The following is a 25,489-nucleotide window of genomic DNA, read 5'->3' on the forward strand; positions in this document are numbered from 1 at the left end:
CGGAACGGTCCATGGGTGCGGGCCCTCGGTGGACGGGGCCGGCGGCGCTGCGGTTCCGAGCAAACGCCTCCTCGCGGAGGACGCGTGCGCGGGTGTCGACGGTCTAGGGTAGCCCGCCGGCGGCCTCCGCGACCAGGATGACTGCTCAGCAGCTTCGCAGCAGCGGCCCGGACGACGTGCTCGACGGCACTTGACCCACGCCCGCGCGGATCTGGACACTCCCGGGCATGCTCGCCTCGCGCACCCAGGCACTGCTCTTCGGACTGCTCGCCACCGCCGTCCTCTCGGCCACCCTGACCGTGGCCGGACTGAAGGCCGGCATCAGCCCGGGCGTGAGCCCCCTGGTGGTGCTGATCGCGTGGGCGGCCTTCGCGCGCCGCCTGCGGGGCACCGGCACGGCCTTCCTCAACGTCGCGCAGGTCGCGGGCTCGGGCGGCATGGCCGTGACGGCCGGCGTGATCTTCACAGCTCCTTTGCTCCAGATCCTCATGGCGCGCCGCGTCAGTCCGGGTCTGGGCGACTACGACGCGCTGCGCGAGCGCGCCCTGACCGCGAGCGGCGCCGAGCGCGACGCGCTGCTGGCCGAGCTCGCACGCGCGAAGGTCGAGCTCCTCGCGGCGACCCCGCCGGTCGACGTGCCCCAGCTGATCGTGGCGAGCCTGGTCGGCGCCGCGATCGGCTTCGGCTTCGTCGGACTCACCACGCGCCGGTTCCTCTCCGACCCGAGCCTGCCCGCGCCCGAGGCCCGCGCCTGCAAGACGCTCATCGATGCCGCGGTCGAGCACCCGGAGGCCCGTCCCCCGCTCCTGCCCTCTTTGTTCACAGGCGTGCTGGCCGCCATCGCCACCCAGGTCGCGATGCTCCTCGGCGCGGCGCGTGGCGTCTTCCACGCGCTGCCGTTCGCGAACTCGGACCAGTCGCGCGAGGCCTGGCTGTTCAACCTGAACATCAGTCCGATCTACATCGGCATCGGGGGCCTCCTCACACTGCCCACCGCGATCGCGGTGTTCGTCGGCGGCGGCATCCACGCGTTGGGTGGAGCGTTGCTCGCGACGATCGACCCGTCGACCGCGGCCGACTCGTGGGCACTGCGCTTCCCCGACCGCTCGGTGCGCTGGATCGGTGGTGCGGCGATGACCGTCGCGGTCGTGTACTCGCTCTACAACTTCGTGCGCGCGGGCCGTGCGTTCGCGGCCGAGGAAGGCGGGACGGCGAACGACGACCCGTTGCTCGACCTGGCGCCGAACCAGCGCGGGCGACTCCTGGGGCTGATCGTGCTCGGCACCGTCGGGATCGGCGCCTGGCTGGTCCAGGCCGACGGGTTCACGCCCTTCGCCGTGGCGATCCTGCCGACGCTGTTGCTCGTGACGGCCGTGATGGTCGTGCTCGGAGCGCTGCTGTCGCTCCAGGTCGGAAGCTCCGCGTCGCCGGTGTCGGGGACGATCTTCGTCACGACGCTCGTGCTGTGTCTGGTCGCCGTCGTGATGGGCCGCCGCGGTGTGGACGACGTCGCGCTGCTCGTGCCGCTGCTCGTCGCCGCCTGCGTCGCGGTCTGCACGGCCAACGACTCGAGCCAGGACTACCGCACGCTGCACCTGTGCGGCATGCCGCCGCGCGACGCGTTCATGGCCCAGTTCCTCGGGCTCGTCGTCGGCGCGCTCGTGGTGCCGCCGGCCCTGTACGTGGCGCACGGTGCCTACGTGCTCGGCAGCACGGAACTCCCCGCGCCCCAGGGCGACCTGTTCGCCAAGGTCGTGGACAGCCTCTTGCTGGGCGGCGAACTGCCCTGGTGGCCGATCGGCGTCGGCGTGCTGCTCGGACTCCTCGCGGTCGGCGTCGAGGTGGTCACGCGCAAGCGCGGCGTGTTGATGCCGTCGATGGCGCTGGCGGTCGGCATGTACCTGCCGCCCTACCTCGGCGTGGGGATCATGATCGGCGCGCTCGCTCGCCGACTGGGTTCCGGGCCGCGCGGCGCCGACGGGCACCGCGGGACGCTGACGGCCGCGGGTCTCGTGACCGGTGCGGCGGGCTACGAACTGGTGCTGGGCATCGTGCTGCTCGTCACCGGCGCCAGCGCGACGGCCTTCGAGCTCGATCTGTCGGGCGCACCGGGTTGGGTGCCGGTGGCCGGCGGACTGGGCCTGCTCGCCAGCGTGCTGCTCGCCCTGTTCTGGAACGGGCGCGCGGATCGTCGGAAGCAGGAGCGGGAGCAGGGCTGAATCCCGCCCCGCGAACTGGCCCCGCCTAGCGCCCGCAGAGTTCGCGGAAGTTGCAGCGTCCGCAGGCCGGATCGCCCTTCTCGAGCATCGGGAACCTCGCGGCGTCCCCCACGCCCGCGTCGGCGTCGAAGTGCAGCTCGCGCATGCGCGCCATCGACTCCTCCACCCGCGCCAGCGTGGCCTCGAGTTCGGCGCGATCGAAGCGCATCTCGCTGAGTTCGCCCGTCGTCAGATACACGTCGACGGCGACCACGTCGGTCGGATCGACCCCCCACACCTGCTCGGCGTACAGCGCGTAGAGCGAGAGTTGGAAGCGGTCGCGCTCGCGCGGACGGCCCGTCTTCCAGTCGTAGATCCACACGGCGCCGTCGTCCTTCAGGGCGAAGTCCGGGATGGCGTAGACCTTGGTGCCGAAGAGTTCGATCGTCCCCAGTTCTTCGCACGCGAGCCAGGTGGCCGGATCCGTGTCGCGACAGCGCGCCAGTGCGGGTTCCTCGAAGAAGCAGGCCACGCCCTTCTCGATTCGTTCGACGAAGCGCTTGCCGTAGCGCGCCGCCTCGCCCGTAGCCTCGTCGACGGAGTCCTCGCCGTAGTAGTGCTCCGACAGCCGCGTCAGCTTGGATGGACGGCGATCCCACTCGTCGGCGCGGTCGCGCGACTCGCGATAGCCCTGGCGCAGCCGTTCGAGCGCGCGGTCGCGCACCCAGTCCGGCCCCGGTGCCTCGCGCCCCTGCTGCCGCTCGGCGAACCAGTCCGCGAGCGCCACGTGCAGCGAGTCGCCGGCCCAGGTCGCCATGCTGTGCAGCTTCTTGAGGCGGTAGGCCTTCTTGCGCTCCACCGGCGCCCCACGCTCCCAACCCAGCCAGCCCAGGTAGTAGTTGTTGTAGTAACTGCGCGCACAGTCGGCGAGCAGACCACTACGTGAGACCGACCAGGAGAGCTCGTGCACCAGTGCCATGGTGAGAGTGTCCCCACCGACCCCCGCACCGGGCAAGCTTCAAGAAGCCTGGGCCTGCTCGGCGGGTCCTTCGGTCCCGTTGCGGACGTCGACGGTGTCCGCGGTGGCGACGACGGTGCACGGTTCGTCGTCCACGCGCGTCGCGAGGTGCACCGGAGCGCCCCACACCGAAGCGAGCCGCTTCATGGTCTCGCCCGCCTGCCCGAGCTGCAGATCGCGCCCGTCGTGGTGGTGCTCGAGGACGAGCTCGCCGTGGCCCTCGACGTCGCGCCCGACGAGCGTGATGCGCGGCTGACCACCGAACGTCAGTGAGGCCAACAGGCCCTCCTTCCAGGCCTTCCAGTCGAAGCCCTGACCGCGGGCGGCGAGCGCGTCGGACTCGGACGCGCCGTGGTACTCGAGGGCGAAGCGTTCGTCGACGAGCGCGTCGATCAGGCTCACGTCGTTGTGGATGCGCCGCAGCATGAACAGGTCGTGCCCGAGTGCTTCGGCGTAGCGGAAGAGTCGCAGGCCGAGGCGGTAGGGATTGAACTGTCCCGGCGCGGCGGCCGTCGCTCCGCTGTGGACGTCGGCGAAGTCGATGATCTCGCTCGCGTCGAGCAGACCGCCGGTGAGGATCTTGCTGTGCCAGTAGCAGGCCCAGCCCTCGTTGGCGACCTTCGTCAGGCGCTGCGGCAGGAAGTAGTAAGCCTCGGCGCGCACGATCTCGAGCAGCTCGCGCTCCCAGTCCTCGAGCGGCGCCTCGCGCACCAGGTACCCCAGCACGTCGGCCTCGGGGAAGACGGCGCGCACCGGCGCGGGCGTCGAAGAAGCGTCGCGCCCGAAGTTCTCGAGGCGCAGGCCGCGGTGTTCGGACAGCGATCGACGCGGCGCCAGGTCCGGCTGGGCGACACGCGAGAGGTACGGGTCGACGAGCGCCTCGAGCGAGAGCATGTCGTCCAGGCGCTTCTCGACCGTCTCCTGGCCGTGTGCGTCGATCATGCGCCGGACGCGCGTCGCGTCGTGCGCCATCCGATCGAGCATGCGGCGCTCGGTGCCCGCGAACCAGACGTTGTTCCTGAAGAAGTCGGCATGTCCGTAGACGTGCGCCATCACGAGCTTCTGCTCGAGCAGCGAGTTCGACCGCACCAGGTAGGCGTAGGTCGGATCGTTGTTGATGACGAGCTCGTAGATCTTGGACATGCCCCACGAGTAGCCGCGCTGGAGCTTCTCGAACTCCATGCCGAAGCGCCACGAGGGGTAGCGCACCGGGAAGCCACCGTAGGCCGCGATCCCGTTCACGTCGCGCGCGTCGAGCAGCTCGAAGACGACGTCGAAGAACTCGAGGCCGTACTCACGCGCCTTCTCCTCGATCACGAGAGCGTGGTACTTCAGCTCGGGCGGCAGCGTCGTCTTGATGCCCATCGCTCACTTCCCGGCGCCCAGGAAGGCGCGAATGGCCTGCGAGATCTCGTCGCGCGAACGCACGGCGCACGTGACCACGTCCTCGTTCTTCTCGAACGCCGCGTCGAGGTCCTTCTTGAACTGCCCGGAGCCGTGGGCGCTCTTCACCTGCGAGTAGCAGAACTGGTTGACGCGCGGCAGGATCTCGTCCTCCAGCAGCGTCACGCAGCGCTCGGTGTCGCGCGCGGACCAGTTGTCCCCGTCCGAGTAGTGGAACGGGTAGATGTTGAAGTCCTCGGGTCGATAGCGCTCGCGGATCTGTTGGAGGCAGAGCTCGTAGGCCGAGGAGATCTTCGTGCCGCCGGACTCGCGCAGGTGGAAGAACGTGTGCTGATCGACGATCCGCGCCGACGCGTCGTGGACGATGTAGACGACCTCGAGGTTCTGGTACTGCCGACGCAGCCAGGTATCGATCCAGAAGGCTTGGATGCGCACGGCTTCCTTCTGCTCGCGCCCCATCGAACCGGAGACGTCCATCATGTGGAAGACCACCGCCGAGGAGTCGGGCTTCTTCGACGACTTGGAGGTTCGATAGCGGAAGTCCTCGGCGATGGGAGTGACGCGCGGATCGGCGGGATCCCAGGCACCGCTCGCGATCGTGCGGCGCACCGCGTTCTTGAAGCTGCGGCGGAAGTGGCGCAGCGAGTCGGGTCCGGTCGAACGGATGCCCGTGTAGCGCGCGGCCTCGGCCTCGACCTCGCGGGTGCCGCGCGGCTTGATGTTCGGCAGCCCGAGCGCCTCGCCGAGCATGTCCGCCAGATCACCGAGTTCGACCTCGACCTCGAGGATGTGGTTGCCCTCGTCCTCGCCGGCCGCGCCGCGTCCCTCGCCCTGTTTGCCCTTGCTGCCGCTCGACTCGTCCTCGCCGCCCTCGCCCTCGCCACCCTCGCCGCCCTCGTTCGAACCGAACACGAAGCGCGGCAGCTCGATCTGGGGTACCGGCACCGACACGGCGTGCTCACCGCAGCGCGCGATCAACTCACCGGTCGAGAGGAAGCGTTCGAGGTCGCGCCGAATGCGGCCGCGGACGATCTCCCGGAAGCGACTGTGATCGCCCTGGATGCGGTAGAGAGGTGATCCCATGGCGCGGCGCTCGCTCAGGCGGCCGAGGACTGTTGCCCCTCGTCCTTCGCGTCGCCGCGGGCGAACAGGTCGGCCACGAGGTGCAGCACCTCTTCCGCGGCGTCGCTGGTGTAGCCGAAGCGTTGGACCAGCCGGTCGCGGATGCCGTCGATGCGCTGGCGGGTCGTCGGATCGACCACGGTCGACACCAACGAGGTCAGTTGGATCGAGTCGCGCTGGTCCTCGAAGAGCTTGCGCTCGAGCGCCCGACGCAGACGCGGGTTCTGGCGGTAGTCGAAGTTCTTGCCCTCGATGTGCAGCGCGGCGATGTAGTTCATCACCTCGTGGCGGAAGTCGTCCTTGCGCGAGTCGGGGATGTCGGCGCGTTCCTCGATCGACCGCATGAAGCGTTCGTCCGGATCGTGCGAGCGCCCCTGGTCGTCGATGGTCTTCTCGCGCGTCGTGTACGCCTTGACGTTGTCGACGTACTTGGCGCACAGGCGATCGGTCGCACCTTCGTCGGCGCTGACCGCCATCTGGACCTCGCGCTTGACGATCTCCTCGTACTCCTCGCGAGCCGTCGAGATCAGCTGGGTGTAGCGCTTCCGCAGGTCCTCGTTCGAGATCAGGCTGTGGTGGCGCAGACCGTCGGCCAGCGCCTCGAGGACGTCGAGCGGCCCGACGTGCGACCCCTCGGCGACCAACGCGGCGGCGACGCGGTCCTGTACGTAGCGCGGGCTGATGCCGAACATGCCCTCCTCGCCGTTCTCCGCGCGCATCTCGCGCACGTTCTCGGCGGTGAAGCCCGAGACGTCGCCGCCGCTGTACAGCTTGGTCTTCTGCAGCAGGGTGAGGCTCGGGTGCGTCGGATCGGACAGGCGCGTCATCACCGCCCACAGGGCCGCGATCTGCAGGGTGTGCGGCGTGATCGCCTTGATCCGCAGGTTGCCCGAGCGGAACTGGCGGCGGTAGATCCGGACCTCGTCCTCGTAGGAGAGGTTGTACGGAACGTCGATCTTGATGGTGCGGTCGCGGAACGCCTCCATCAGTTCGTTGTTCTGCAGGCGCTTGTACTCGGGCTCGTTCGTGTGCCCGATGATCACCTCGTCGATCGACGTCTGCGCGAACTTCTTCGGCTTGATCGTGTGCTCCTGGCTGGCACCGAGCAGGTCGTAGAGGAACGCGACGTCCAGTTTGAGGACCTCGACGAACTCGAGCATCCCGCGGTTCGCGACGTTGAACTCGCCGTCGAAGTTGAAGGCGCGCGGGTCGGAGTCCGAGCCGTACTCCGCGATCTTGCGGTAGTTGACGTCGCCCGTGAGTTCGGTCGAGTCCTGGTTCTTCTCGTCCTTCGGCTGGAACGTGCCGAGGCCGACGCGGTCCTTCTCGCTGAGCACGAACCGCTTGACGGTCACGTGCGAGACCACCTTCTCCCAGTCACCGTCGTAGCGCTTCAGCAGCATGCGGAAGTAGTAGCGGCTGACCGGATCGAGCTCGCCCTCCACGTGCAGCTTGTACGGGCGGTCGTGACGGCGGTTGAGCGACTCGAGGATGCGCTTGCGCGTCGCGCGCGGCACGAGCAGCAGCGGCTCCTGATTCATGGGCGAGGAGATCACCTCGCCGTCGACGTCCCAGGTGAACGTGTAGAGCGCGCCTTCGGGCCGACGCGAGTACTCCTCGAGTCCGCGCTTCAGAAGGCGCGCGATCGTGCTCTTCGCGCTGCCGACGGGTCCGTGCAGGAGGATCACGCGCTTCTCGGGTCCGAGCCCCATGGCGCCGGCGCGGAAGATGTCCACGAGGCGCGCGATCGGCTCGTCCAGACCGAACACGGCGTCGCGCCCTTCGTCGAACGGATCGTCGAACAACAGCCAGCGCCGGGGCCGACCGTTCACGCCGACCTCCGATCCGTGCAGCTCGATCATGTCGAGCAGGCGCTGCCAGGAGTTGCGGCACGCGAGCGGGTTCCCCTCGAGGACCTCGAGGTACTCGCGGAGCGGACCCTCCCAGCTCAGTGCTTGGTACTGGTCGCTGGGAACGCCTTCGCGGGCGATGTCGAACAGGGACTCTTCGTTGATCGTGCTCATGGACTCAGGGGACGCTTTCGCGTTCGCTTCGCAGGCGGCGCCGAGTGGGGTGTGGCGGTTCCACGTCGCGGTGCGGCCCTCGGCGCGAGAGTCGCTGTCCAGCCCGGTCGGGAGGGACTCGCCTCGTCCACTTCGTCCGCGTGGACCTGCGACCGAAGAACGAGCGGGAACTCGCCCCCAGCCACGGGAAGGGTCGAACGCGCCCGAGGACGGTCGGGAAGTCCTTTCCGGGTCGCCACGTCGGCGGCGCGCCGCTCCGTGGCCAGGAACGCGGCGAAGGCCCCCTGCCTCCGCCCCGGTGCCGCGTACCGACCTCGGTCCCGGGCACCTTCGAAGGGCGCCGCACCGAGCAGCCCCCCTCGCACCGAGCGTCTGAGCGATGTTCGCGGCCGATCCGAACGGAGCGCGAACCATGTCCGCGCAGGTCGGCGCATCCACATCGGTGCGAGCCCTCGACGCTTCGAATGCAGCAGCGGTACGGCTCGCTCGCGACCTCGACGGGAGCCCCTCGACGCTCCGCGAGGCTCCGCCGCAGCGACGGTGCACGCCCGGGTCCACCCGACGTCGCACACCCCCGACCCCGGCCGCGTCGCGGTTCGAAACGCGCCGCGGTCCTTCCTCGCGCGAGCGACGATCGGCCCCGGAACGCGAGCGGGCGCCACTCGGGCGCCCGCTCGATCACCGACGAGGGTGGTCGGAACTCAGACGGGTTCGTGGTCGCCGCGGTCGTCCGCGGACTCGGGCCGCGCACCGTCGCCGCGCCCACCTTCGGCGTGGGCCAGGGCCCCCACTTCGACCGAGGCCTCCCGTTCGGTCGCGTCCGCGTCCGCCGTCTCGTCGACCGCCTCCTCGACCGTCCGGTTCGCGGCTCGGTCCGAGCGCACCACGCGCCGCTTCGTGCGCGCGTCGGCCGCCGACGGTCCGGGGATCAGTTCGACGATGGGCTCGTCGCCGCCGTCGCTCGAGCCCTTCCCACCGGTCGCTTCGGGCACGAACTCGTCCACGTCGTCCAACTCGACGGCCACGCGACACGAGACGCCCTTCGTCTCCATCGTGATGCCGTACAGGAGGTCCGACGCGGCCATCGTCCCCTTGTTGTGGGTGACGACGATGAACTGCGTGTGGTCGAGGAAACCGTCGAGCATCCCGAGGAAGCGGCCCACGTTCGCGTCGTCGAGCGCGGCGTCCACCTCGTCCAGCACGCAGAACGGGCTGGGGCGCGACTTGAACACCGAGAACAGGAGCGCGAGCGCGGTCATCGTGCGCTGACCACCGGACAGGAGCCCGATCGGCAGCTGCTCGCGACCGGGGGGACGCGCGACGATCTCGATGCCGGCCTCGAGAACACCGACGCCCTCCTCGATCAGGATGTCCGCCTTGCCGCCGCCGAACAGCTGGCGGAAGACCGTGCGGAAGTGGTCGCGGATCTCCTCGAAGGTCTCGACGAACAGCTTCTCGCTCTCGGAATTGATCGTCTCGAGCGTGCGTTCGAGTTCGCTCTTGCTGTCCGCGAGGTCGGTGCGCTGACCGTCCAGGAAGCCGAGGCGCTGGGAGACCTCGCCGAGCTGTTCGACCGCTTCCAGGTTGACCGGGCCGAGTGTGTCGAGCTGGCGCTTGAGATCGGCGGACTCGGCCACCAGGGCCGCGAGACGTCCGTCCTCGGCCAGTTCGGGATCGGGCTCGAAGTCGGTGACGAGCCACTCGCGGTCCAGCTTGAAGTCCTCTTCGCAACGGCGCAGCAGTTCGTCGCGCGCCAGTTCGAGTCGCTGTTGCTCGAGCTCCTGACGGGAGACGTCCTGCATCTGGCGTTCGAGCTCCTCGGTGATCCCGTCGACCGAGCGACGCAGTTCGTCGAGCTGGGTGCGCAGCGCGCGTTCCTGGTCGCGGGCCGCGCGGGCCTGTTCGCTCAGGGCGGCTTCGGAGGCCTCCAGTTCGCCGATCTTCGCCTCGATCTCGACCGTGGACACAGAGCTGCGTTCCGCGTCGGCGGCGTGGCGCTCGGCCAGGCCCCGCGAGCGTTCGATCTCGGCGCGCGTCTCCTCGACCGACTGTCGCAGCGTGAAGGCGCGACGCACCGCGGCCCGTTGGTCGGCCTCGAGCTGGGCCAACGCGACGCGCGCGGACTGGGTGCGACTCTCCGCTCCCATGCGCTGCTCCTCGAGCTCGGCGCGCTCGGCCTCGACGCCGCTCAGCCGCGCGTTCTCGGTCTCGAAAGCCGCCTGCGCGCGATCGCGTCGCTCACGGGCTTCGTTCAGATGCTCCTCGAGCGCGGCGCGTTCGGTCTCGCGCGCGGCCACCTGGGTGCGGCGTTCGTCGATCGCCTGCTCGGCCTCGACCAGGCGCTGCTCGGCGTGTTGTGCGGCGGAGCGGCACGCGGCCTGGCGACCGGCCGCGGCTTCGAGCGCGGCGCGCGCCGCGGCGCTGTCCGCTTCGAAGCGTTCGCGCTCCGCGTCCAGGGTCGTGATCGTGCGCGCCAATTCGTCGATGCGGGCGCTGAGTTCGTCCGCGCGCTCGCGCAGTTCGTGGGCCTCCGAACGTCGACCGACCGCACCGTGTCCGACTTCGGCGTAGCCCGTCGTGACACCAGCGGCGTCGACGAGATCGCCCTCGGGCGTGGCGAAGCGCCAGCCGGGCAGGTACTCGGCCAGCGCGAGCGCCGTGTCGAGGTTCTGGACCAGGAGGCAGTCGCAGAGCAGGACGCGGGCGAGGTCGCCGTAGCCCGCATCGACCTCGACGTGGTCGAGCAGGCAACCGATGACCGAGTCGCGCAGCGAGTACGGCAGCTCCGGCTCGCCGGGTTCGCAGCGACCGGGGTTGAGCGGCTCGGGGAAGACCAGTCGCGCCTGACCGAGTCGTCCGGAACGCAGCCACGCGCCGATCTGCTCGGCCTCCTGCGAGCCGTCGACGACGATGCCCATCGCGGCGGCGCCGAGTGCGGCGTCCAGTGCGCGGGCGAAGCGCGTCGGCACGCGCACGTGGTCGGCGAGGATGCCGTCGAGCGGCGGCAGTTCACCGCTGCCGCTGGCCGCCCGTTCGAGCAGCGCGCGCGCGCCGTCCTCGAGCGTCTCCCACTCGCGCTCGCGGTCGAGCAGGGCCTGGATGCGGCTCTCGATCGACGCGCGTTCGATCTCGAGGCGCCCGCGTTCCTCCTCGGTCGTGCGGACGCGCGTCGCGAGCGCGTCGAGCTCGGCACGCACGGCTTCCGCGCGCCCCTGGCACTCGACGAGTTCGGAGTCGGCGCGCTCCATGTCGTGCGCGCTGGTCGTGCGCGTCTCGCGCGCCTGTTCGACGCGCGCGGTGGCCGACTCGAGCAGCTCCCGAGCGCGCTCGAGGCGTTCGTCGGCGGGAGCGAGCGCTTCCTCGGCGTGGCGCAGGTCCGAGATGGACGCGGTGCGCTCCTGCAGACACTCGGCGACGGCGTCGGAGAGCTGGCGGCTCGTATCGCGCGCCTGGCGGTAGACCTTCTCGGCCTGGCGCGTGGCTTCCTGGGCGGACTCGAGCTCGAGCCCCAGGGCCGTGGCGCGCTCGGTGAACGCTTCGACGTCGCGATCGGCCGCGGCGAGTTCCTCGTCGCGCTCGGCGAGACGCGCGCCGAGCGCCTCGACGCGTCCGGCCTCCTCGCGCGCGGTGCGCTCGGCCGACTCGCGGTGCGCGATCAGCGACTGGCGCCGTTCGCGGGCTCCGGACAGGTCGGCGGCCGCGCGGGACGCTTCCTGCGACAGGTGTTCGGCGGCGCGCGCCGCTTCGTCGACGCGTGCGCGTTCGACCTCGATCTCGGTCTCGGCGCCCGCGCGGCGTTCGCGCAGGTCGGCGACGTTCGTGCGGTGATCGGCGAGAGCGGTCTCGATCGTCCCGAGGCGCGACTCCTGGTCGTGCAGTTGGTGCTGCGCGGCGCTGACGCCGAACGTGCGCCACTTGTCACGCACCTCGACCCAGCGTTCGGCCTTGCCCGCCTGGATCTTGAGCGAGCGCTCCTGGCTCTTGAGCTCGCGCAGGATGGAGTCGATGCGCTCCATGTCCTGGTCGACGCGCTTCAGTCGGCTCTCGGTCTCCTTGCGGCGCTGGCGGAAGCGGCTGATGCCGGCGGCCTCCTCGAAGATCGAGCGGCGGTCCTGCGGGTTGGCGCTGAGGACGGCGTCGATCTTGCCCTGCTCGAGCACCGCGTAGCCGCGACTGCCGAGACCCGTGTCGAACAACAGGTCGCGCACGTCCTTGAGGCGCACGCGGCTGCCGTCGATCTCGTACTCGCCCTCGCCGCTCTTGTGCACGCGCCGGGTGACGCTGACCTCCTTGCCGTGCAGGGGCAGCGTGTTGCAGTCGTTGTCCAGGACGAGCGTGACCTCCGCCAGACCCATGCCGGGCCGCGAGGTGGAGCCCTTGAAGATGACGTCCGTCATCTCGCCGCCGCGCATCGACGTGGGCCGGGTCTCACCGAGCACCCAACGCACGGCGTCGACCACGTTGCTCTTGCCGCAGCCGTTCGGACCGACGATGCCGGTGAACTCGTTCGGGAACTCGAGCACCGTCCGGTCGGCGAACGACTTGAAGCCGAACAACTCGAGGCGTTTCAGTCGCATGGGGTCTTGGGCCCGCTCGCGATGAGCGGGAGGGCGGGGCCGTCAGTGATCGGCGCTGGGTGGAGCGCCCGCGTCGGACCGATCGTCCTTCAGCAGTCGCAGCGGGGTCCGGCCGGGCTCGCCCGGACGGGAGTCGGAGACCGAGGCGCGCCCGGTGTCGAGTGGCAGCGAGTCGCTACCGAGTGGAAGCAGTTCGCCGGTGAGCGCCGAGCGGCTCGAGGAGCGGGCCAGGGCCGCGCGCCGGAGCGAGACGAAGCGTTCGATCTGGACCGACGGCGCGAGGCCGTCGACGCCGCTGGGCGGCGGGTGGAGAACACCGGACGGGAGGGTGCGGACCAGTTCGGCCTCGGCCTCCCCACCGCGCCAGGCCGCGGACGCGCCAGCGGCGTATCCGGGGGTGTAGCTGCGGACGAGAGCGTCGCGGCCGGACATCTCCGCGAAGAGCCACGCCTGGTGGGCGCGCGGCCCGTCGGACGCGGTCCGGTCGGCCCAGGCTAGACGACGGGCGGCCTCGGAACCGAAGAGCGGACAGGCCTCGACCCGCGGTGCACCAGGCTCGGGAAAGCGCGCGGCGGCTTCGGCGATCAGACCGAGGATGCGCGCGCCCTGCTCGGCGTCCAGCTCGCCCTCCGAGAGGATGCGCAGCGCTTCGGGCAGACCCACCGGGACGAGCGCGTAGGCGGTGCGCGCGAAGAGCGTGCGCGGACGTTCGGACGTCGGGTCCGAACCGTCGAGACCGACGCCGGCGACGGCGCGCCGCGCGACGCAGCGATCTTGGAACGAGGCCAGCGAACGTCCGGCTTCGAGTGCACAGGACAGCAGCCCGAAGAGCTCCTCCATGAACTGCTGCTCGTTCCAGGCTCCGACGCGCTGGGCGAGGCGCGGAAGGTTGAGCGCGACCGCGCCGGCCGTCGCCACGAGACCGCGCTCGCCGGGCATGCGCACCGCGCCCGGGCCCGCCGGCCGACCTTCGCCGCGGTGCCAGGACGGAACGATCCAGCCGCGCTCGAGGCCCTCGAGGGTGGCTTCGCGGACGGTCGCGTCCTCGTCCAGGCAGCGCGCCAGCCCCTCGACGTCCATCCACACCCGCGGCGCGAACGGCACGCCGCGCAGGCGCGCGAGGGCGAGGACCAACGCGGCGCGCTCGGGGCCGAAGTCGAGTTCCTCGCCTGTGCCGCGCGCCGGTGCGCCGTCGTCCGCGCGCAGACAGATGCGCTGTCCGGCGGCGCGCCCGACCGCCGCCAGCGCGACCAGCCAGCTCGCGAAACCCGCGGGGCCGCGCTCGCACGCCGCGCGCACGAGCGGACCGGCCTCGTCGAACGTTAGACCGCGCGTCGTGCTGACGAGCAACTCCGCTCCGCGCACGAGTGCCGCCTCGGGCGCCTCGACGAAGGCACCGGCCACGAGCAGGTCGTGCGGCACGCCCAGGTGCAGGTAGCGCTGCGGCCGGCGCAGGTCGCTCACGTGCAGGTCGCCGTTCGCGTGCAGTTCCGCGCTGCGTCGGTCGAGCACTTCGGTCAGCGCGAAACGCCGCAGGACCTCCGCGCCCGCCGAGGCCTGCAGGTCGCCCTCGGAGCCGAGACCGTCGTACGCGGGCACGCCACCGACCACCACGTCGTCGCGTCGCCACGGCTCCCAGATGCCCGGACCGGCCGAACTCGAGGCGAGGCGCCGCAGGTCGTGACGCGGGAGCGCGATCGGTTCGGTGTGGCGCAGCGCGTCGACCATCCCGCTCGCCACGAGTTCGTGGTCGACCAGCGCGCGCACGAGCGACGTGGAGACCTCGGACAGTCCGGACGCGAGCACGCGCGCTTCGACCACCGCGGCGATGCGCGCAGCCAGGTCGCGCGGCATGTCGGCCTCGTTGACCAGCGCCGCCGCGATGCGACCGCGACTCCAGGGCGCGAAACTGTCGGCGCGTCGCACGCGCGGCGAGTCCGGATCGCCGAGCATCCGCACGTCGCTCGCGGCGCTCTGGGACTGGGCGTCGCGTGCGCGCGAACGTCGGTCGCGGTACAGGATGTACGCCTTCGCGACGCCGGCGCGCCCCATCTCGACCAACGCCCGTTCGACGCGGTCCTGGATCGTCTCGATCGTCGGCGACCACTGCGTGTCCTCGCAGAGCGACGCTTCGCGCTCGAGCGCCAAGGTCACCACTGCGGCGACGTCCTCGGCGAAGGCCTCGTCGCCGTCGCCCACCGCTTGCATCGCACGCCAGACCGCCGCCCGGATCTTGCCGGGGTCGAAGGCTACGCGGCGGCCGTCGCGCTTGGTGATGCCGCGCACGCTGCTCGTGCGAGCGCTCGAAGCCGTCGAGCCCTTCCCATCGGCGCCGCCGCGCCCGTCCTGGCCGACCGCGGGGGTCACGGCCTGCGCTCCACCTCGCTCATGCGCTCCAGCTCCTCGAGGAACTGGGACACGTCGCGGAACTCGCGGTAGACGCTCGCGAAGCGCACGTAGGCCACGTGGTCGATGCGCTCGAGTTCGGCCATGACGAAGTTGCCCACGACGGCCGAGGGCACTTCGCGGTCGTACTCCTCCTGACAGCGGGCCTCGACGCGATGGGCGGCCGTCTCGAGGGCCTCGGTCGGCACGTCGAGCTTCTCGCAGGCCCGGGCCATCCCCGCCAGCACGCGCTCCACGTCGAACCCGACGCGCTCGCCGTTCTTCTTCACGACGCGCAGCGGACTGGTCTCGATCCGCTCGTAGGTCGTGAAGCGCAGGAAGCAGCCGAGGCACTCGCGCCGGCGGCGCACGGCGGCGCCTTCGGCGGATTCGCGCGAGTCGACGACGCGGTCGTCGTTCGCGCCGCAACGGGGACACTTCATGGGTGGAACGTGACGGACGGGGCCGGCGTCGCGCGGACGAGTGCGTCCGGGCGAACGGGTGGGCCACAGGGGGCAGATGTAGCGTAGCAGGGCCGGGAGCGACGGTCGAACCACAACATCTCGGGGGCCCGTCGGGCCTTGCTCGCGCCCGCGAGGCCCCTACTTGCCCAGGCAGAAGCGCGCGAAGATGCGGTCGAGCAGATCCTCGGGACTGCTGCGCCCCGTGAGCGCGTCGAGGGCCGCGAGACTCGACCGCAGCGTGCTCGCCACCGCGTCGAGGGGCCAGCCCTCGGAAGCGGCCCGGCGCGCCGCCGCGAGCTCGGTCCGCGCGCCGTCCAGCCCGCGCAGGTGACGGGCGGCGACCTCGCGCGACAGGGAGGCCGCCCCTTCCGCGCCCCCGGCCAGCATCCGCCCGAGGGCGCCGCGCAGGGCGTCGAGGCCCACACCCGTCGGCGCCGCGGTCGCGACCCACTCGACGGGCCGCACGCGCTCGAGGATCGCTGGCGACGGCGCCACCGGACCGGCGTCGCCCCCGGGGAGGCGGTCGATCCGGTTCCAGATCAAGAGGCGCGGGACGTCGGCGGGCGTGGCCTCGAGGACCGCTTCGAGCTCGGTGTCGAGCGCGTCGCCACTGGACGGGTTCGACTGGTCCACTCGGTCCGCGGCGAGCACGACGAGCACCAGGTCCGCCCCCTCGACGAGCGGCCACGCGAGTTCCTGGGCCGCGCGATCGAGCGGATCGCCGTCGGCCCGATGGAGCCCGGGCAGGTCGTAGAGGTCGAGCTCGAGGCCGTCGAGCGCGAGCGTCGCCGCCAGTGCGTCGCGCGTCGTCCCGGCCAGCGGACCGACCAGCGCGGAACCGGACGTGAGGCGGTTGAAGAGCGAGCTCTTGCCCGCGTTCGGCGGACCGACGAGCACCGCCGAGGCCGACCGCACGCGCACCGGACGCGCGCGCTCCCAGGCCACCGCTTCGTCGAGCGCGCGCGCGACCCGTTCCGCGCGCTCCTCGATCAGTTCCGCCGGCACGTGGCCGGTCTCGCTCTCGTCGAAGTCGAGGCTCGCCTCGCACAGGCTGCACAGCTCTTCGAGCGGTTCCCGCAGTCGTTCGACGCGCTCGGAGAGTCCGCCGGCGAGCAGAGACGTCGCCGCGCGCCGCTCGCTCTCGCTGCGGGCCTCGACGAGTTCGAGGACACCCTCCGCGCGCGCGAGATCGATGCGCCCCGAGGCGAACGCGCGCCGCGTGAACTCCCCCGCTCGCGCCGGACGCACGCCGAGTGCGAGCACGGCTTCGAGCGCCGCTTCCACCAAAGGGGGCGCACCGGGCAGATGCAGTTCGAGCACGTCGTCGCCGGTGTAGGACGCGGGCCCCGGCATCCACAGGACGAGCACCGGCTGTTCGCCGCACCCGTCGAAGAGGCGCGCGTCGAACGCGTGCCGATCGGACGCGCGCAGGGTCGCGCTGCTCCACGACGCGTTCGACGACGGAACGATCGACGCAGCGGCCGCCGCCCCGTCGACGGCGCGCAGGAGCTCGGCCACGTCCGCCGCTGCGGGCCCGCTGACGCGAATCACCGCACGGTGCGCGCCCCCGGGCGGCGACGCCACCGCACAGATGGTGTCGGCCGAGCCCTCGGTGAAGGAGAAGCCGTCGCGCGCGCGCGGGGCGTCCACGGCGTCAGCGCTTCTTCTTGCGCTTCGTGTTCGCGGCGCCGCCCTTGCCGGAGCGGTTCTTCAGCTCGGCCTGACGGCGCTGCTGCTCCTCCGCGATCTGCTGCATGCGGTTGGCGAGCGGCGCACAGCCCGACTTCTTCTTCTGGACGGGCTCGGTGTCGTCGACCGGCCACAGGCGCTTGATGACCAGCTGTTCGATGATGCCGAACGTCGACTGCGTCATCATGTAGAGCGACAGGCCCGCAGCGTAGTTGTAGAGGAACACGCCCATCGCGATGGGCATGAACATCATGATGCGCTGCATCCGTCGAGCGTTTTCGTCCGTCGGCGTGGGCATCGTCTTCTGCTGCCCGATCCACAGGATCACCATCAGGATCGGAAGCAGGTTGAAGTGCGTCCACCCCAGCACCGGCAGCGCATCGCCGAACGCCACCAGGTGATCGGGGCGCGACAGGTCGGTGATGTAGCCGACGAACGGCGCCTGCCGCAGGTCGAAGCTGGTGCGCAGCGCCGAGAAGAGTCCGAAGAAGATCGGCAGTTGCAGGAAGATCGGGAGGCAGCCGCCCAGCGGAGGGAACGCGCCCTCCTCCTGCATGATCTTGGCCTGCTCCTGGCGCTGCTTCTGGGGGTCGTCCTCGTACTTCTTCTTGAGCTCGTCCAGGCGCGGCTGGATGCGCTTCATCTTCGCCGCGTAGCGCGCCATCGCGGTCTGCGCGCGACGGTTGAGCGGGAAGAGCACGAGCCGGATCAGCAGCGTGAGGAGGATGATCGCCACTCCCCAGTTGCCGCTGAGGCCATCGAGCTTGCGCAGGACGTACGTGAGGAAGCGGCCGATGCCGCTGAACGTCGACAGGTCCTCCTCGAGCACCGCCTCATGTGCCGACGTGGCCAACACGAAGTGATTCTCGTCCTTCGGACCGGCGTACAGCGCGAAGTTGAGGACGCGCGACCGGCCGGCTTCGGGAGCCTGGAACTGGACCACGCCGTCGGCCACGACGTAGTCGAACGCCGCACCGGACGCGCGCTCGCCGTCGGCCACGAGTTGGGTGTCCTCGACGCGCCGGTAGGCCACGGTCGTCAGTGCGTTGCGCGACGCGTCGTCGAGCGGCCGCAGGATCGTGGCGAAGTACTTGTTGTGGGCGCCGAAGGCCTGGATCGGCAGATCGACGGCGAGCGGGCCCGTCACCTTCTTCGGCTTGGGGTCGACGCGCTCGGTCTCGGCGTCGTAGTCGCCCTCGACGCCGCCCACCGCGACCGCGCTCGGCTGCTGGTAGAACGAATCGGGGAACTCGATGCCGATGCAGGCCGCGGGCGTGATGCGCAGTCCGATCGATCCGAGGAACGGCGTCGAGTCGGCCGCGCGTTCGACGCCGAGTTCGACGTTGAGGTCGTAGGTCCCCGGGACAGGGCGCACCGTCTTGACCAAGGTCCACCCGCCGCCCGGGCCGTAGCGGAAGACGACGCCGCGCGCCGGCCCGTCGGGGCCGTCGCGCTCGACCTCCATCTGCCACAGGACCCGGTCGAGAGCCTCGGGGAAGAGCGACTGCGCCGAGGGCTGCGCCGTGATCGCCAGCGAGCCCGTCGTTCCGTCGCGACCGGGCACCGGCTGCATCAGTCGCACCCACGATCCCTTGCCGAGCGGCGACTCGTCGGAGTTGCGGTAGTTGCCCAGGTCGAGCTGGAGCAGACGCGCGCCGCGGTTCGTGAACGTCGCGCGGTACCAGCCTTCGGTGCCCTCGCCCCCGAACTCGACCTCTTCCGTGCGCTCTTCCGTCGCGGCGACGCGATCGGCGGGAAGCTCGGACGCGGGGACGTCGGCGTTCGCGCCCTCCAACGCTTCCTGCACGGCCGGATCCCCCACGTCGCGCACGGGCGGCTCCGGCGGCGGCTGCGTCCACTGGAAGAAGACGATCGCCAGGAAACAGAGCAAGAGGGCGAGGGGAACGCGCTTCTCCACGGTGGTCCGAGTGGGTTGAGGTGGGAAGTTGGAGGGAGAACGCTGCGAAGCGGTGCTCGAAGCGTGATCGAGGCACGGCCACAGGAGTGGGCCGCGCCATGGAGCGGTCAGCGACCCTGTCCGAGTCGTTCGGCCAGGTACTCGGGCAGGCCGCCCGAGGCTCGAATGTCGGCCTGCGCGCCGTCGACGTCGTACTCGAGCCGCACGAAGGTCACGGCCTCGCCGTCGAACAGCGCGTAGGACAGTCGCACGTCGCCGTCGCGCGGCTGGCCGACCGAACCGACGTTGATGATCGCGCGCTCACCCGGAGCCGAGAGCACGCGGTACGGCCCTTCCGTGCCGCGCGGGCGGAAGAAGCGCTGGTCCTCGTAGTAGACGGCCGGCACGTGGCTGTGCCCGACGAAGCAGATCGGTCGCTGCTGGTGCGCGAACATCGCGGCGAGCTTCTCCGGGTTGCGCACGTCGCTGGGCATCACGTACTCGCGCACGGGATCGCGCGGACTGCCGTGGACGAACTGCGCGGCCTCGTCGACCGCACTGGGCTCGAGCGCGCCGATGAAGTTCCAGTACCGGTCCCCCCCCTCCTGGATGCGCTCGCGCGTCCACTCGATCGCCTCGCGGGCGCGGGGGTTGAAGTCCTCGGCCGACTGCATCAGCGCCTGTTCGTGGTTGCCGAGCAGGCACAGCCCGCGCTCCACCGCGACGCCGGTCGTGTCGTGGGCCGGTTCGCCGGGACCGGTGGCCCCGCCAGCGCCCTGCCCCGTGATCGACATGATCGTGTCGAGGCAGTTGGCGGGGCAGGCGCCGTAGCCCACCACGTCGCCGAGGCACACGTAGCGCCGCGCGCCGCGCGCAGCCGCGTCCGCGAGAGCGACCGCCAGAGCCTGACGGTTCGAATGGATGTCGCTGACGATCGCGGTGAGGGGATACACGAAGAACCTCGGGCGCCTTCGGGAACGCGGACCTCGTGGGGTCCGCGCTCGATGCCACGCGGGGTCGCGCCAGCAGAAGGGCCGAGCATGATCGGCCCGGGCCAGATCCCGGTCAAGCGCGAGGGCGGTTCAGCGCGGACCAGCGCACGAGTCCGCCGCGAAAGGTCGCATGGATCGGTCCCGTGCGAGGTCCGTCACTCTCGCGAGCGCGGCCGGCACCGTCGCAGCACGACGCGATTCGAGCGCGCGCTGCGACGCGGCACAGGTCCAGAGCCGCGAGCGACGGGCCGACCCTTCCCCGCAGGCGTCCCGGCCACCCGGGAATCGCGGGTCCCCGTGGCTCCGCTCGGCCGAGAGCGGCCCGGGCGGCCAGCACCGGCAATGGGCCACTCGACGAAGCGAGGGGCGAGTCCGGTGTGGACTCGCCCCTCGCGCTGTGGCGTCGATGCGCCGTTCTTCCCGTTCCCGCGCAGTGCGGGAGGGCCAGGGCCCGGTCGGTCACGGTCCGCCGTGCCGCCGGGCGCTCGTGCGAGTCCTACTCCTACTCGCTCGAACCTCCGGTGACGGGGCGCACAGGCTTGGGCTTGCGCTCGGGATCGGTGGGATCGTCGCGCAGGACGATCTTGCCGGTCAGCTTGTGCTTGAATTCCATTTCGACGGCGACGGTGACGTTTTCAGGGACACTCACGGTGTCCGCTCCCGGGGAGCCTCATCAGCCGGAGGGCAGGCTGCCCTTCTTCAGTCGCTTGTCGGTCTCCGCGTCCTTGATCTCGTACTGGCTGGGCAGCGGATCGGGCGTGAAGTCGTAGTACTCCTCGCCGCCGTTGCCGTAGATCCGGTACTCGGGAGAGATCGTCACCTCGGCACCACCGCGGCGCACCATGGGCGCACCGGCGAGTTCGCTGCCCCATTCGAGCAGCGCGCCTTGTTCGGCGGTGACCGGGAGCAGCTCCATCTTGCCGCGCGCGATCTTGGCGGTGTCGGAGCCCTTGGCGACGAATGCGAAGGTCAGCTCGTACGAGCCGACCGGCACGCGAACCTCACCCTTGGTGCCCGACAGGTCGAAGGACATGTCGCCACCGGCGGTGCTGAAGATGGCGCTCTCGAGGTCGGCCTTGAGTCCGAACTCGGAGGTCACGTCGATCACGCCGGTCTCGCCGTCGTAGGGGCGGTAGCGCAGCGTGTTGCCCTGCTCGTCCACCTCGACGTGGAAGAGCTGCTCGTCCACCATCAGGACGCGTCCGAAGAGCGCGGCGCCCTTGGAGTTGCCGACGGCGATGGCGTCCTGACCGAGGTCGTTGTAGATGCCGTTGCCGTTGCGGTCGAAGAGCATGACCTTCTTGCCTTCGACGGTGCCCGTGCGGATACCCGCCGGGGACCACTCGAAGCCGCCGTTGGCCGCACCGCGCACGCGGATGGCGTACGAGAAGCGCTCGCCCTCGGAGGTCTCGCCCTTGAGCTTGAGGATGTCGCCGCTGACGCTGACCCCGGCCTTGGGGTCACCGCCCGCGGTGGTGGCGACGAGGATCTTGGTCTCGTTCTTCGCCGCGGTGGCGAACTCGAACGGGCCGATGAAGATCGGTCCGTTGATGGAGAACCATTCCTCGTCGGGAATGAGATGCGCCCAATCCTTGGGCGCGTCGGCGGTGAGGGAGACCTCTTCCCAAGCGACGTCCTGAGCCGGTCCGGCCAGGTACGTGCCGCTCGCGACGAGGGCTGCCACGGCGCCTGCGACGTGGAGATGCATAGTGGTGTGTGGAGTAGGTGTTCTGGCGCACTCCAGGGTTCTGGAGTCCGCCTCGACGTGCCACGAGCCTAGCAAGCCGTCCGCGAAGTCGTGCGGACCGCGGTCCGCGGACGGCGCCGGGATCGGGTCCGTCCCCTATCGGTCGCTGCCGTGGGTGGAACGGCCCATGTGCCGAGAAAGGGGCCCCTGGGTCCTGCGGTCCGGAATCCGCCGGCGGGGCCGCGCTTGACGCCCGCTCAACCGAACAGGGCCCAGATGGCCCACAGGACGAGGACCTGACCCACGGCGATCCAGGCCGAGGGGACGCCGCGGCGCGCGAGGGCCTGGCCCAGGTGCCGTCGATCACCTTCCCAGGCGGGTCGGCCGGCGCGCCGACGGGCCACGAGCACCCGCACGAGATCGAGCCCCGGAAGCAGGAGCAGCGGCCAGACCGCGGGCCAGAGCAGGACGAGGGCCCCGACCAGGTGCGCGCCCGCGTCCCCCAGGAACGGACGCCCCGAGGCCGGCGGGCGGAGCTGGCCGACGAGCAGCCCGAGGGACGCTCCCCCCAGGATCGGCGCCCCGGCGAACGTCGCGGCGCAGGCCAGGAAGGTCGCGACCAAGCCGTCCGCGTGGTCCCAGGTGTTGATCACGTTGAGCGCGACGAGGGCCGCCGCGAGCGCCGCCAGGGAACCGAGCGGCCCCGCGAGTTCGAACGGCCCGGCGTCCCACCACAGGACGGCGAGTGGCGCGGCGGCGAGCGATTGGGCGAGCAGCTTGGTGCGCGGCCCGAGCCCCTCCGGCACGAGGTCGTCGACGAGTCCGACGGTGAAGGCGGCGAACACGAAGGCGATCGCGAGCAGGGACACGGTGCCGGTGGCGCCGAGCAGGACGGCGGCGACGAACGCTGCGGCGAGCAGCGCGCCCCCCGAGAGCGGCTGCGGCGTCTGACCGCGCTTGCGTTCGGGAAGCGCTGCGTCGCCCGATCGCGGGTCCGTGAGCCCGCGCGCCACGAACAGGCGTCCGAGCGGCGCGACGAGCAGGACGGCGACGACGAACGCGGCGGCGAGGACGCCCCACTGAAGGTCGATGTGGACCGCGGCGAGCGGTCCCGGGACGGACGCCATCAGCGGCGCCCCGCCGTGCCGTAGAGACCGTGCCGAACGATGTGCTCGCGCACGCGCTCGGGCAGCCAGTCCGACGTGTCCTCGCCGCTCGCGAGTGCCGCGCGCACGTCGGTCGCCACGGCCGGGTGCGTCGCACGCGTCGCGAGCACGCCGCGCGCGAGCCGCTCGAACGCGACCGGAGCGAGCAGTGTCCGCAGGAACGCGAGCTGCTGCGCGACGTGCTCGGACGAAGCGCGCGGCACCACGAGCGGACGCACGACGCACAGAAGATCGTCGACCTCGCGCCAGCGCTCGAGCCCGTCGAGGTTGTCGGAGCCGATCACGAGGGCCGGTTCGGGAGCACCGTCGCCGCGCCGCTCACGCAGGCGCGCGACCGTCTCGCGCGTGTAGGAAACGCCGCCGCGCTCGAGTTCCACGTCCCAGACCGCGAAGCGCGGCTCGTCCTCGATCGCGAGGCGCACCATGGCGAGTCGGTGGTCGTCCGGCGTCGGCTCGGAGTCGAGCTTGTGTGGCGAGCGGGCCGCGGGAACGAACACCACCCCGTCGAGTTCGGCCACTTCGAGGGCGGTGCGGGCCGCGAACAGGTGACCCGCGTGGATCGGGTCGAACGTCCCGCCGTAGAGCGCGACGCGCGGCGCGAACAGGAGCGCCGGCTCGCTCACGCGCCCGCGCTCGACGATCCGTCCGCTGCGCTGACACCGGTCGCGGCCAGCCGCGCCCGCGCGCGTCCCACGAGCTCGGCGCGCGGCACCGTCTCCTGTTCCTTGCTGGACATGTCCTTCAACTGGACGGTGCCGTCCGCGAGCTCGGCCGAACCGACGACGGCCACGAGCGGGTGCCCGGCCTTCGACGCCAGCTTCAACTGCCCCTTGAGACGGCGCGCCTCCTGGTCGAACACGGCCGAGACGCCAGCCGCCCGGAGTTCGCACGCGACGGCGAAGGCCGCGTCGTGGGTCGCGTCGTCGGCCGAGGCGACGAAGCAGTCGGCGGGCGCTTCGTCGCGACCTTCGAGCAGTCCCGCGTCACCGAGCGCGGCGAGCGTGGCCGTGAATCCGATCGCGAAACCGACGGCGCCCAGGTCGGGCCCGCCGAGTTCCTCCACGAGGTGGTCGTAGCGTCCGCCGCCGCACAGGGCGCTGCGCGCGCCAATCGACGGACAGTGCACTTCGAACACCGTGCGCGTGTAGTAGTCGAGTCCGCGCACGATCGTCGGATCCACCACGGCGTCGACACCGGCCTCGTCGAGCAGCGCGAGCACGCGGTCGAAGTGCGCGCGATTCTCGTCACCCAGGTGGTCCACGAGTCGCGGCGCGCCCTGGTTCAGCTCGATGTCGCGGGGGTCCTTGCTGTCGAGGATGCGCAGCACGTTGCGCTCGAACCGCCGCTGGCTCTCCTCGGAGTAGCGCGCGAGGTTCGGTTCGACGTGGGCGCGCACGGCCTCGCGGAACGCGTCGCGATCGGCGCCGTCGCCCATCGAGTTGAGTCGCACCTCGAGGCCGCCGAGCCCCAGCTCGCGGAAGAACGACACGGCCAGGAGGACCGCCTCGGCGTCGAGGCGCGGATCGAGGCTGCCGATGCACTCGATGCCGAACTGGGTGAACTGCCGCTCGCGCCCCTTCTGGGGCTTCTCGTAGCGGAACATCGGGCCCAGGTAGAACAGCTTCTGGAAGGGCGCCGTCTTCGCGTAGCCGGCCTCGAGGTAGGCGCGGACCGTGCCGGCGGTGCCCTCGGGCCGCAGGGTGAAGGAGTGCTCGGCCTTGCGGACCGTGAACATCTCCTTCTCGACGATGTCCGTGACCTCCCCGACCGAGCGTGCGAAGAGTTCCGTCTCCTCGAGCAGCGGCGGCCGGATCTCGCGGTAGCCGAAGCGCCGGGCCAGCTCGTGGGCGGTGGACTCGAGCCAGCGCCAGGCGCCCATCTGCTCCGGGAGAACGTCGCGCAGGCCGCGCGGGGCCTTGTATACCGGTGTCGCCATGTGGATAGAGGGGGCCGTCGGGGCGGGAGAGACTACCCGGACGCGCCCGCCGACTCCTTCCGTCATTCGAGGTCCGGGTCCGCTGGTCCGACTCGCCGTCCCGCCCGCGCCGGGCGGGCGGCCACTCCGAGGGTCTCGCCGGGAACCGCTCCGACCGGGATCCACGCCTCCGAACGGCTCTGCCCGGCCCGGCGCGTTGACCCCCGCCCCCGACGATCCCTACACTTCGCGGCCCGGACCAACCGGGACGCCGCACGCAGGTCTCCCCGAAGCCGCCCCCACCGGCTCTCCCCGAGCCGGACAGGTCCGGCCCGCCCCATCCACGACCCCCATGAGCCTCACCCCGAACAAGGATCGGTCCGTCACGCGCTTCGGCGCCCTCGGCGCCGTGGCCCTGACCGCCCTCATCGCCAGCGGCTGCAGCACGTCCGACCCGCAGCGCCGCAACCACTGGAACTTCCAGTCGGTGGCGCCGAGCTTCGTCTACCACGCGACGGGCTACCGGGCGGAAGAGGACGGGACCTACCGCGAGTTCCAGTGGCAGGAGAAGCGCCACATCAACCTGACGCTGCGCCGCCACCTGCTCAACTCGAACCCGTACAACCCGCGTCAGGCGGAGGTTCCGGGCTACTTCGACGAGCGTCCGCCCCACAGCATCCTTCCCGACCCGTTCAACTACTTCCACGTCACGGCGATCGTGGCGGGTGGTGTGATCTCGGGCGCCACGGCCGCGCACACGTTCGTGCCGATCCCGGTGGACTCGATCGTCGCCACGCTCCAGCCCGGCGGACTCGAGGAGTTCTGGGAAGGCATCGCCGGCCCCGCGGAAGAGCCGATCAGTCCCTACACCTCGGAAGTGCCGCCGACCCCGGACGAGTTCGCGGTGAAGAACGCGAACGATCCGCTGTACGTCGGGAACTGACGCACGTC

General features: G+C 71.0%; 16 protein-coding genes. 2 read left to right on the forward strand and 14 right to left on the reverse strand.

The annotated features are described in order from the left end of the window. The first annotated feature begins 227 nt into the window (after positions 1-227). Complete coding sequence (locus tag Pla163_RS11950) at positions 228-2,219, forward strand: OPT/YSL family transporter (RefSeq protein ID WP_145188455.1); 1,992 nt, start codon at positions 228-230, stop codon at positions 2,217-2,219. Between the two features lie 25 nt (positions 2,220-2,244). Here Pla163_RS11950 and Pla163_RS11955 read toward each other — a convergent pair whose 3' ends face one another. The 14 genes from Pla163_RS11955 to hisS all read right to left on the reverse strand — a co-directional run bounded on the left by Pla163_RS11955 (position 2,245) and on the right by hisS (position 24,559). Beyond that, on the reverse strand, positions 2,245-3,177 hold the full coding sequence (locus tag Pla163_RS11955) for a PD-(D/E)XK nuclease family protein (protein WP_145188458.1): 933 nt from the start codon (positions 3,175-3,177) through the stop codon (positions 2,245-2,247). Positions 3,178-3,216: 39 nt separating this feature from the next. Then, the gene (locus Pla163_RS11960; protein ID WP_145188461.1) at positions 3,217-4,581 is read right to left on the reverse strand and encodes a SpoVR family protein; all 1,365 of its coding nucleotides are present in this window, start codon (positions 4,579-4,581) and stop codon (positions 3,217-3,219) included. A gap of 3 nt (positions 4,582-4,584) precedes the next feature. Next, positions 4,585-5,703, reverse strand: coding sequence for a DUF444 family protein (locus Pla163_RS11965; protein ID WP_145188464.1), 1,119 nt, complete (start codon positions 5,701-5,703; stop codon positions 4,585-4,587). 14 nt (positions 5,704-5,717) lie between these two features. After that, positions 5,718-7,766 (reverse strand): PrkA family serine protein kinase, encoded by a 2,049-nt coding sequence (locus Pla163_RS11970; protein WP_145188467.1) that lies wholly within the window; start codon positions 7,764-7,766, stop codon positions 5,718-5,720. Positions 7,767-8,467: 701 nt separating this feature from the next. Beyond that, the gene (smc, locus tag Pla163_RS11975) at positions 8,468-12,343 is read right to left on the reverse strand and encodes a chromosome segregation protein SMC (RefSeq protein WP_145188470.1); all 3,876 of its coding nucleotides are present in this window, start codon (positions 12,341-12,343) and stop codon (positions 8,468-8,470) included. A 42-nt stretch (positions 12,344-12,385) separates the two neighbouring features. After that, positions 12,386-14,710: an ATP cone domain-containing protein gene (locus tag Pla163_RS11980; protein WP_145188473.1), complete on the reverse strand. Its 2,325-nt coding sequence runs from the start codon at positions 14,708-14,710 to the stop codon at positions 12,386-12,388. Then, a complete protein-coding gene (gene nrdR, locus Pla163_RS11985; RefSeq protein ID WP_145188476.1) occupies positions 14,707-15,171 on the reverse strand; it encodes a transcriptional regulator NrdR in 465 nt (154 codons plus the stop codon). The genes Pla163_RS11980 and nrdR overlap by 4 nt, the downstream gene beginning before the upstream one ends. 159 nt (positions 15,172-15,330) lie before the next feature. Beyond that, positions 15,331-16,842: a tRNA modification GTPase gene (locus Pla163_RS11990; RefSeq protein WP_145188479.1), complete on the reverse strand. Its 1,512-nt coding sequence runs from the start codon at positions 16,840-16,842 to the stop codon at positions 15,331-15,333. Between the two features lie 4 nt (positions 16,843-16,846). Next, complete coding sequence (gene yidC / locus Pla163_RS11995; protein WP_145188482.1) at positions 16,847-18,799, reverse strand: membrane protein insertase YidC; 1,953 nt, start codon at positions 18,797-18,799, stop codon at positions 16,847-16,849. 107 nt (positions 18,800-18,906) lie between these two features. Further along, positions 18,907-19,731 (reverse strand): metallophosphoesterase family protein, encoded by an 825-nt coding sequence (locus Pla163_RS12000; RefSeq protein ID WP_419185863.1) that lies wholly within the window; start codon positions 19,729-19,731, stop codon positions 18,907-18,909. Positions 19,732-20,443: 712 nt separating this feature from the next. Beyond that, positions 20,444-21,478 (reverse strand): hypothetical protein, encoded by a 1,035-nt coding sequence (locus Pla163_RS12005; protein ID WP_145188488.1) that lies wholly within the window; start codon positions 21,476-21,478, stop codon positions 20,444-20,446. A gap of 236 nt (positions 21,479-21,714) precedes the next feature. After that, entirely contained in the window at positions 21,715-22,584 is an 870-nt protein-coding gene (locus Pla163_RS12010) for an MraY family glycosyltransferase (RefSeq protein WP_145188492.1), read from the reverse strand. Beyond that, complete coding sequence (gene nadD / locus Pla163_RS12015) at positions 22,584-23,246, reverse strand: nicotinate (nicotinamide) nucleotide adenylyltransferase (protein WP_419185864.1); 663 nt, start codon at positions 23,244-23,246, stop codon at positions 22,584-22,586. The genes Pla163_RS12010 and nadD overlap by 1 nt, the downstream gene beginning before the upstream one ends. Further along, entirely contained in the window at positions 23,243-24,559 is a 1,317-nt protein-coding gene (gene hisS / locus Pla163_RS12020; protein ID WP_419185865.1) for a histidine--tRNA ligase, read from the reverse strand. The genes nadD and hisS overlap by 4 nt, the downstream gene beginning before the upstream one ends. Before the next feature lie 331 nt (positions 24,560-24,890). On the opposite strand from hisS, the gene Pla163_RS12025 reads away from it, so the two are divergent. Further along, complete coding sequence (locus Pla163_RS12025; RefSeq protein ID WP_145188501.1) at positions 24,891-25,481, forward strand: hypothetical protein; 591 nt, start codon at positions 24,891-24,893, stop codon at positions 25,479-25,481. Positions 25,482-25,489 lie beyond the last annotated feature (8 nt).

This window comes from Rohdeia mirabilis, assembly GCA_007750655.1.
Lineage (GTDB): Bacteria > Planctomycetota > UBA1135 > UBA1135.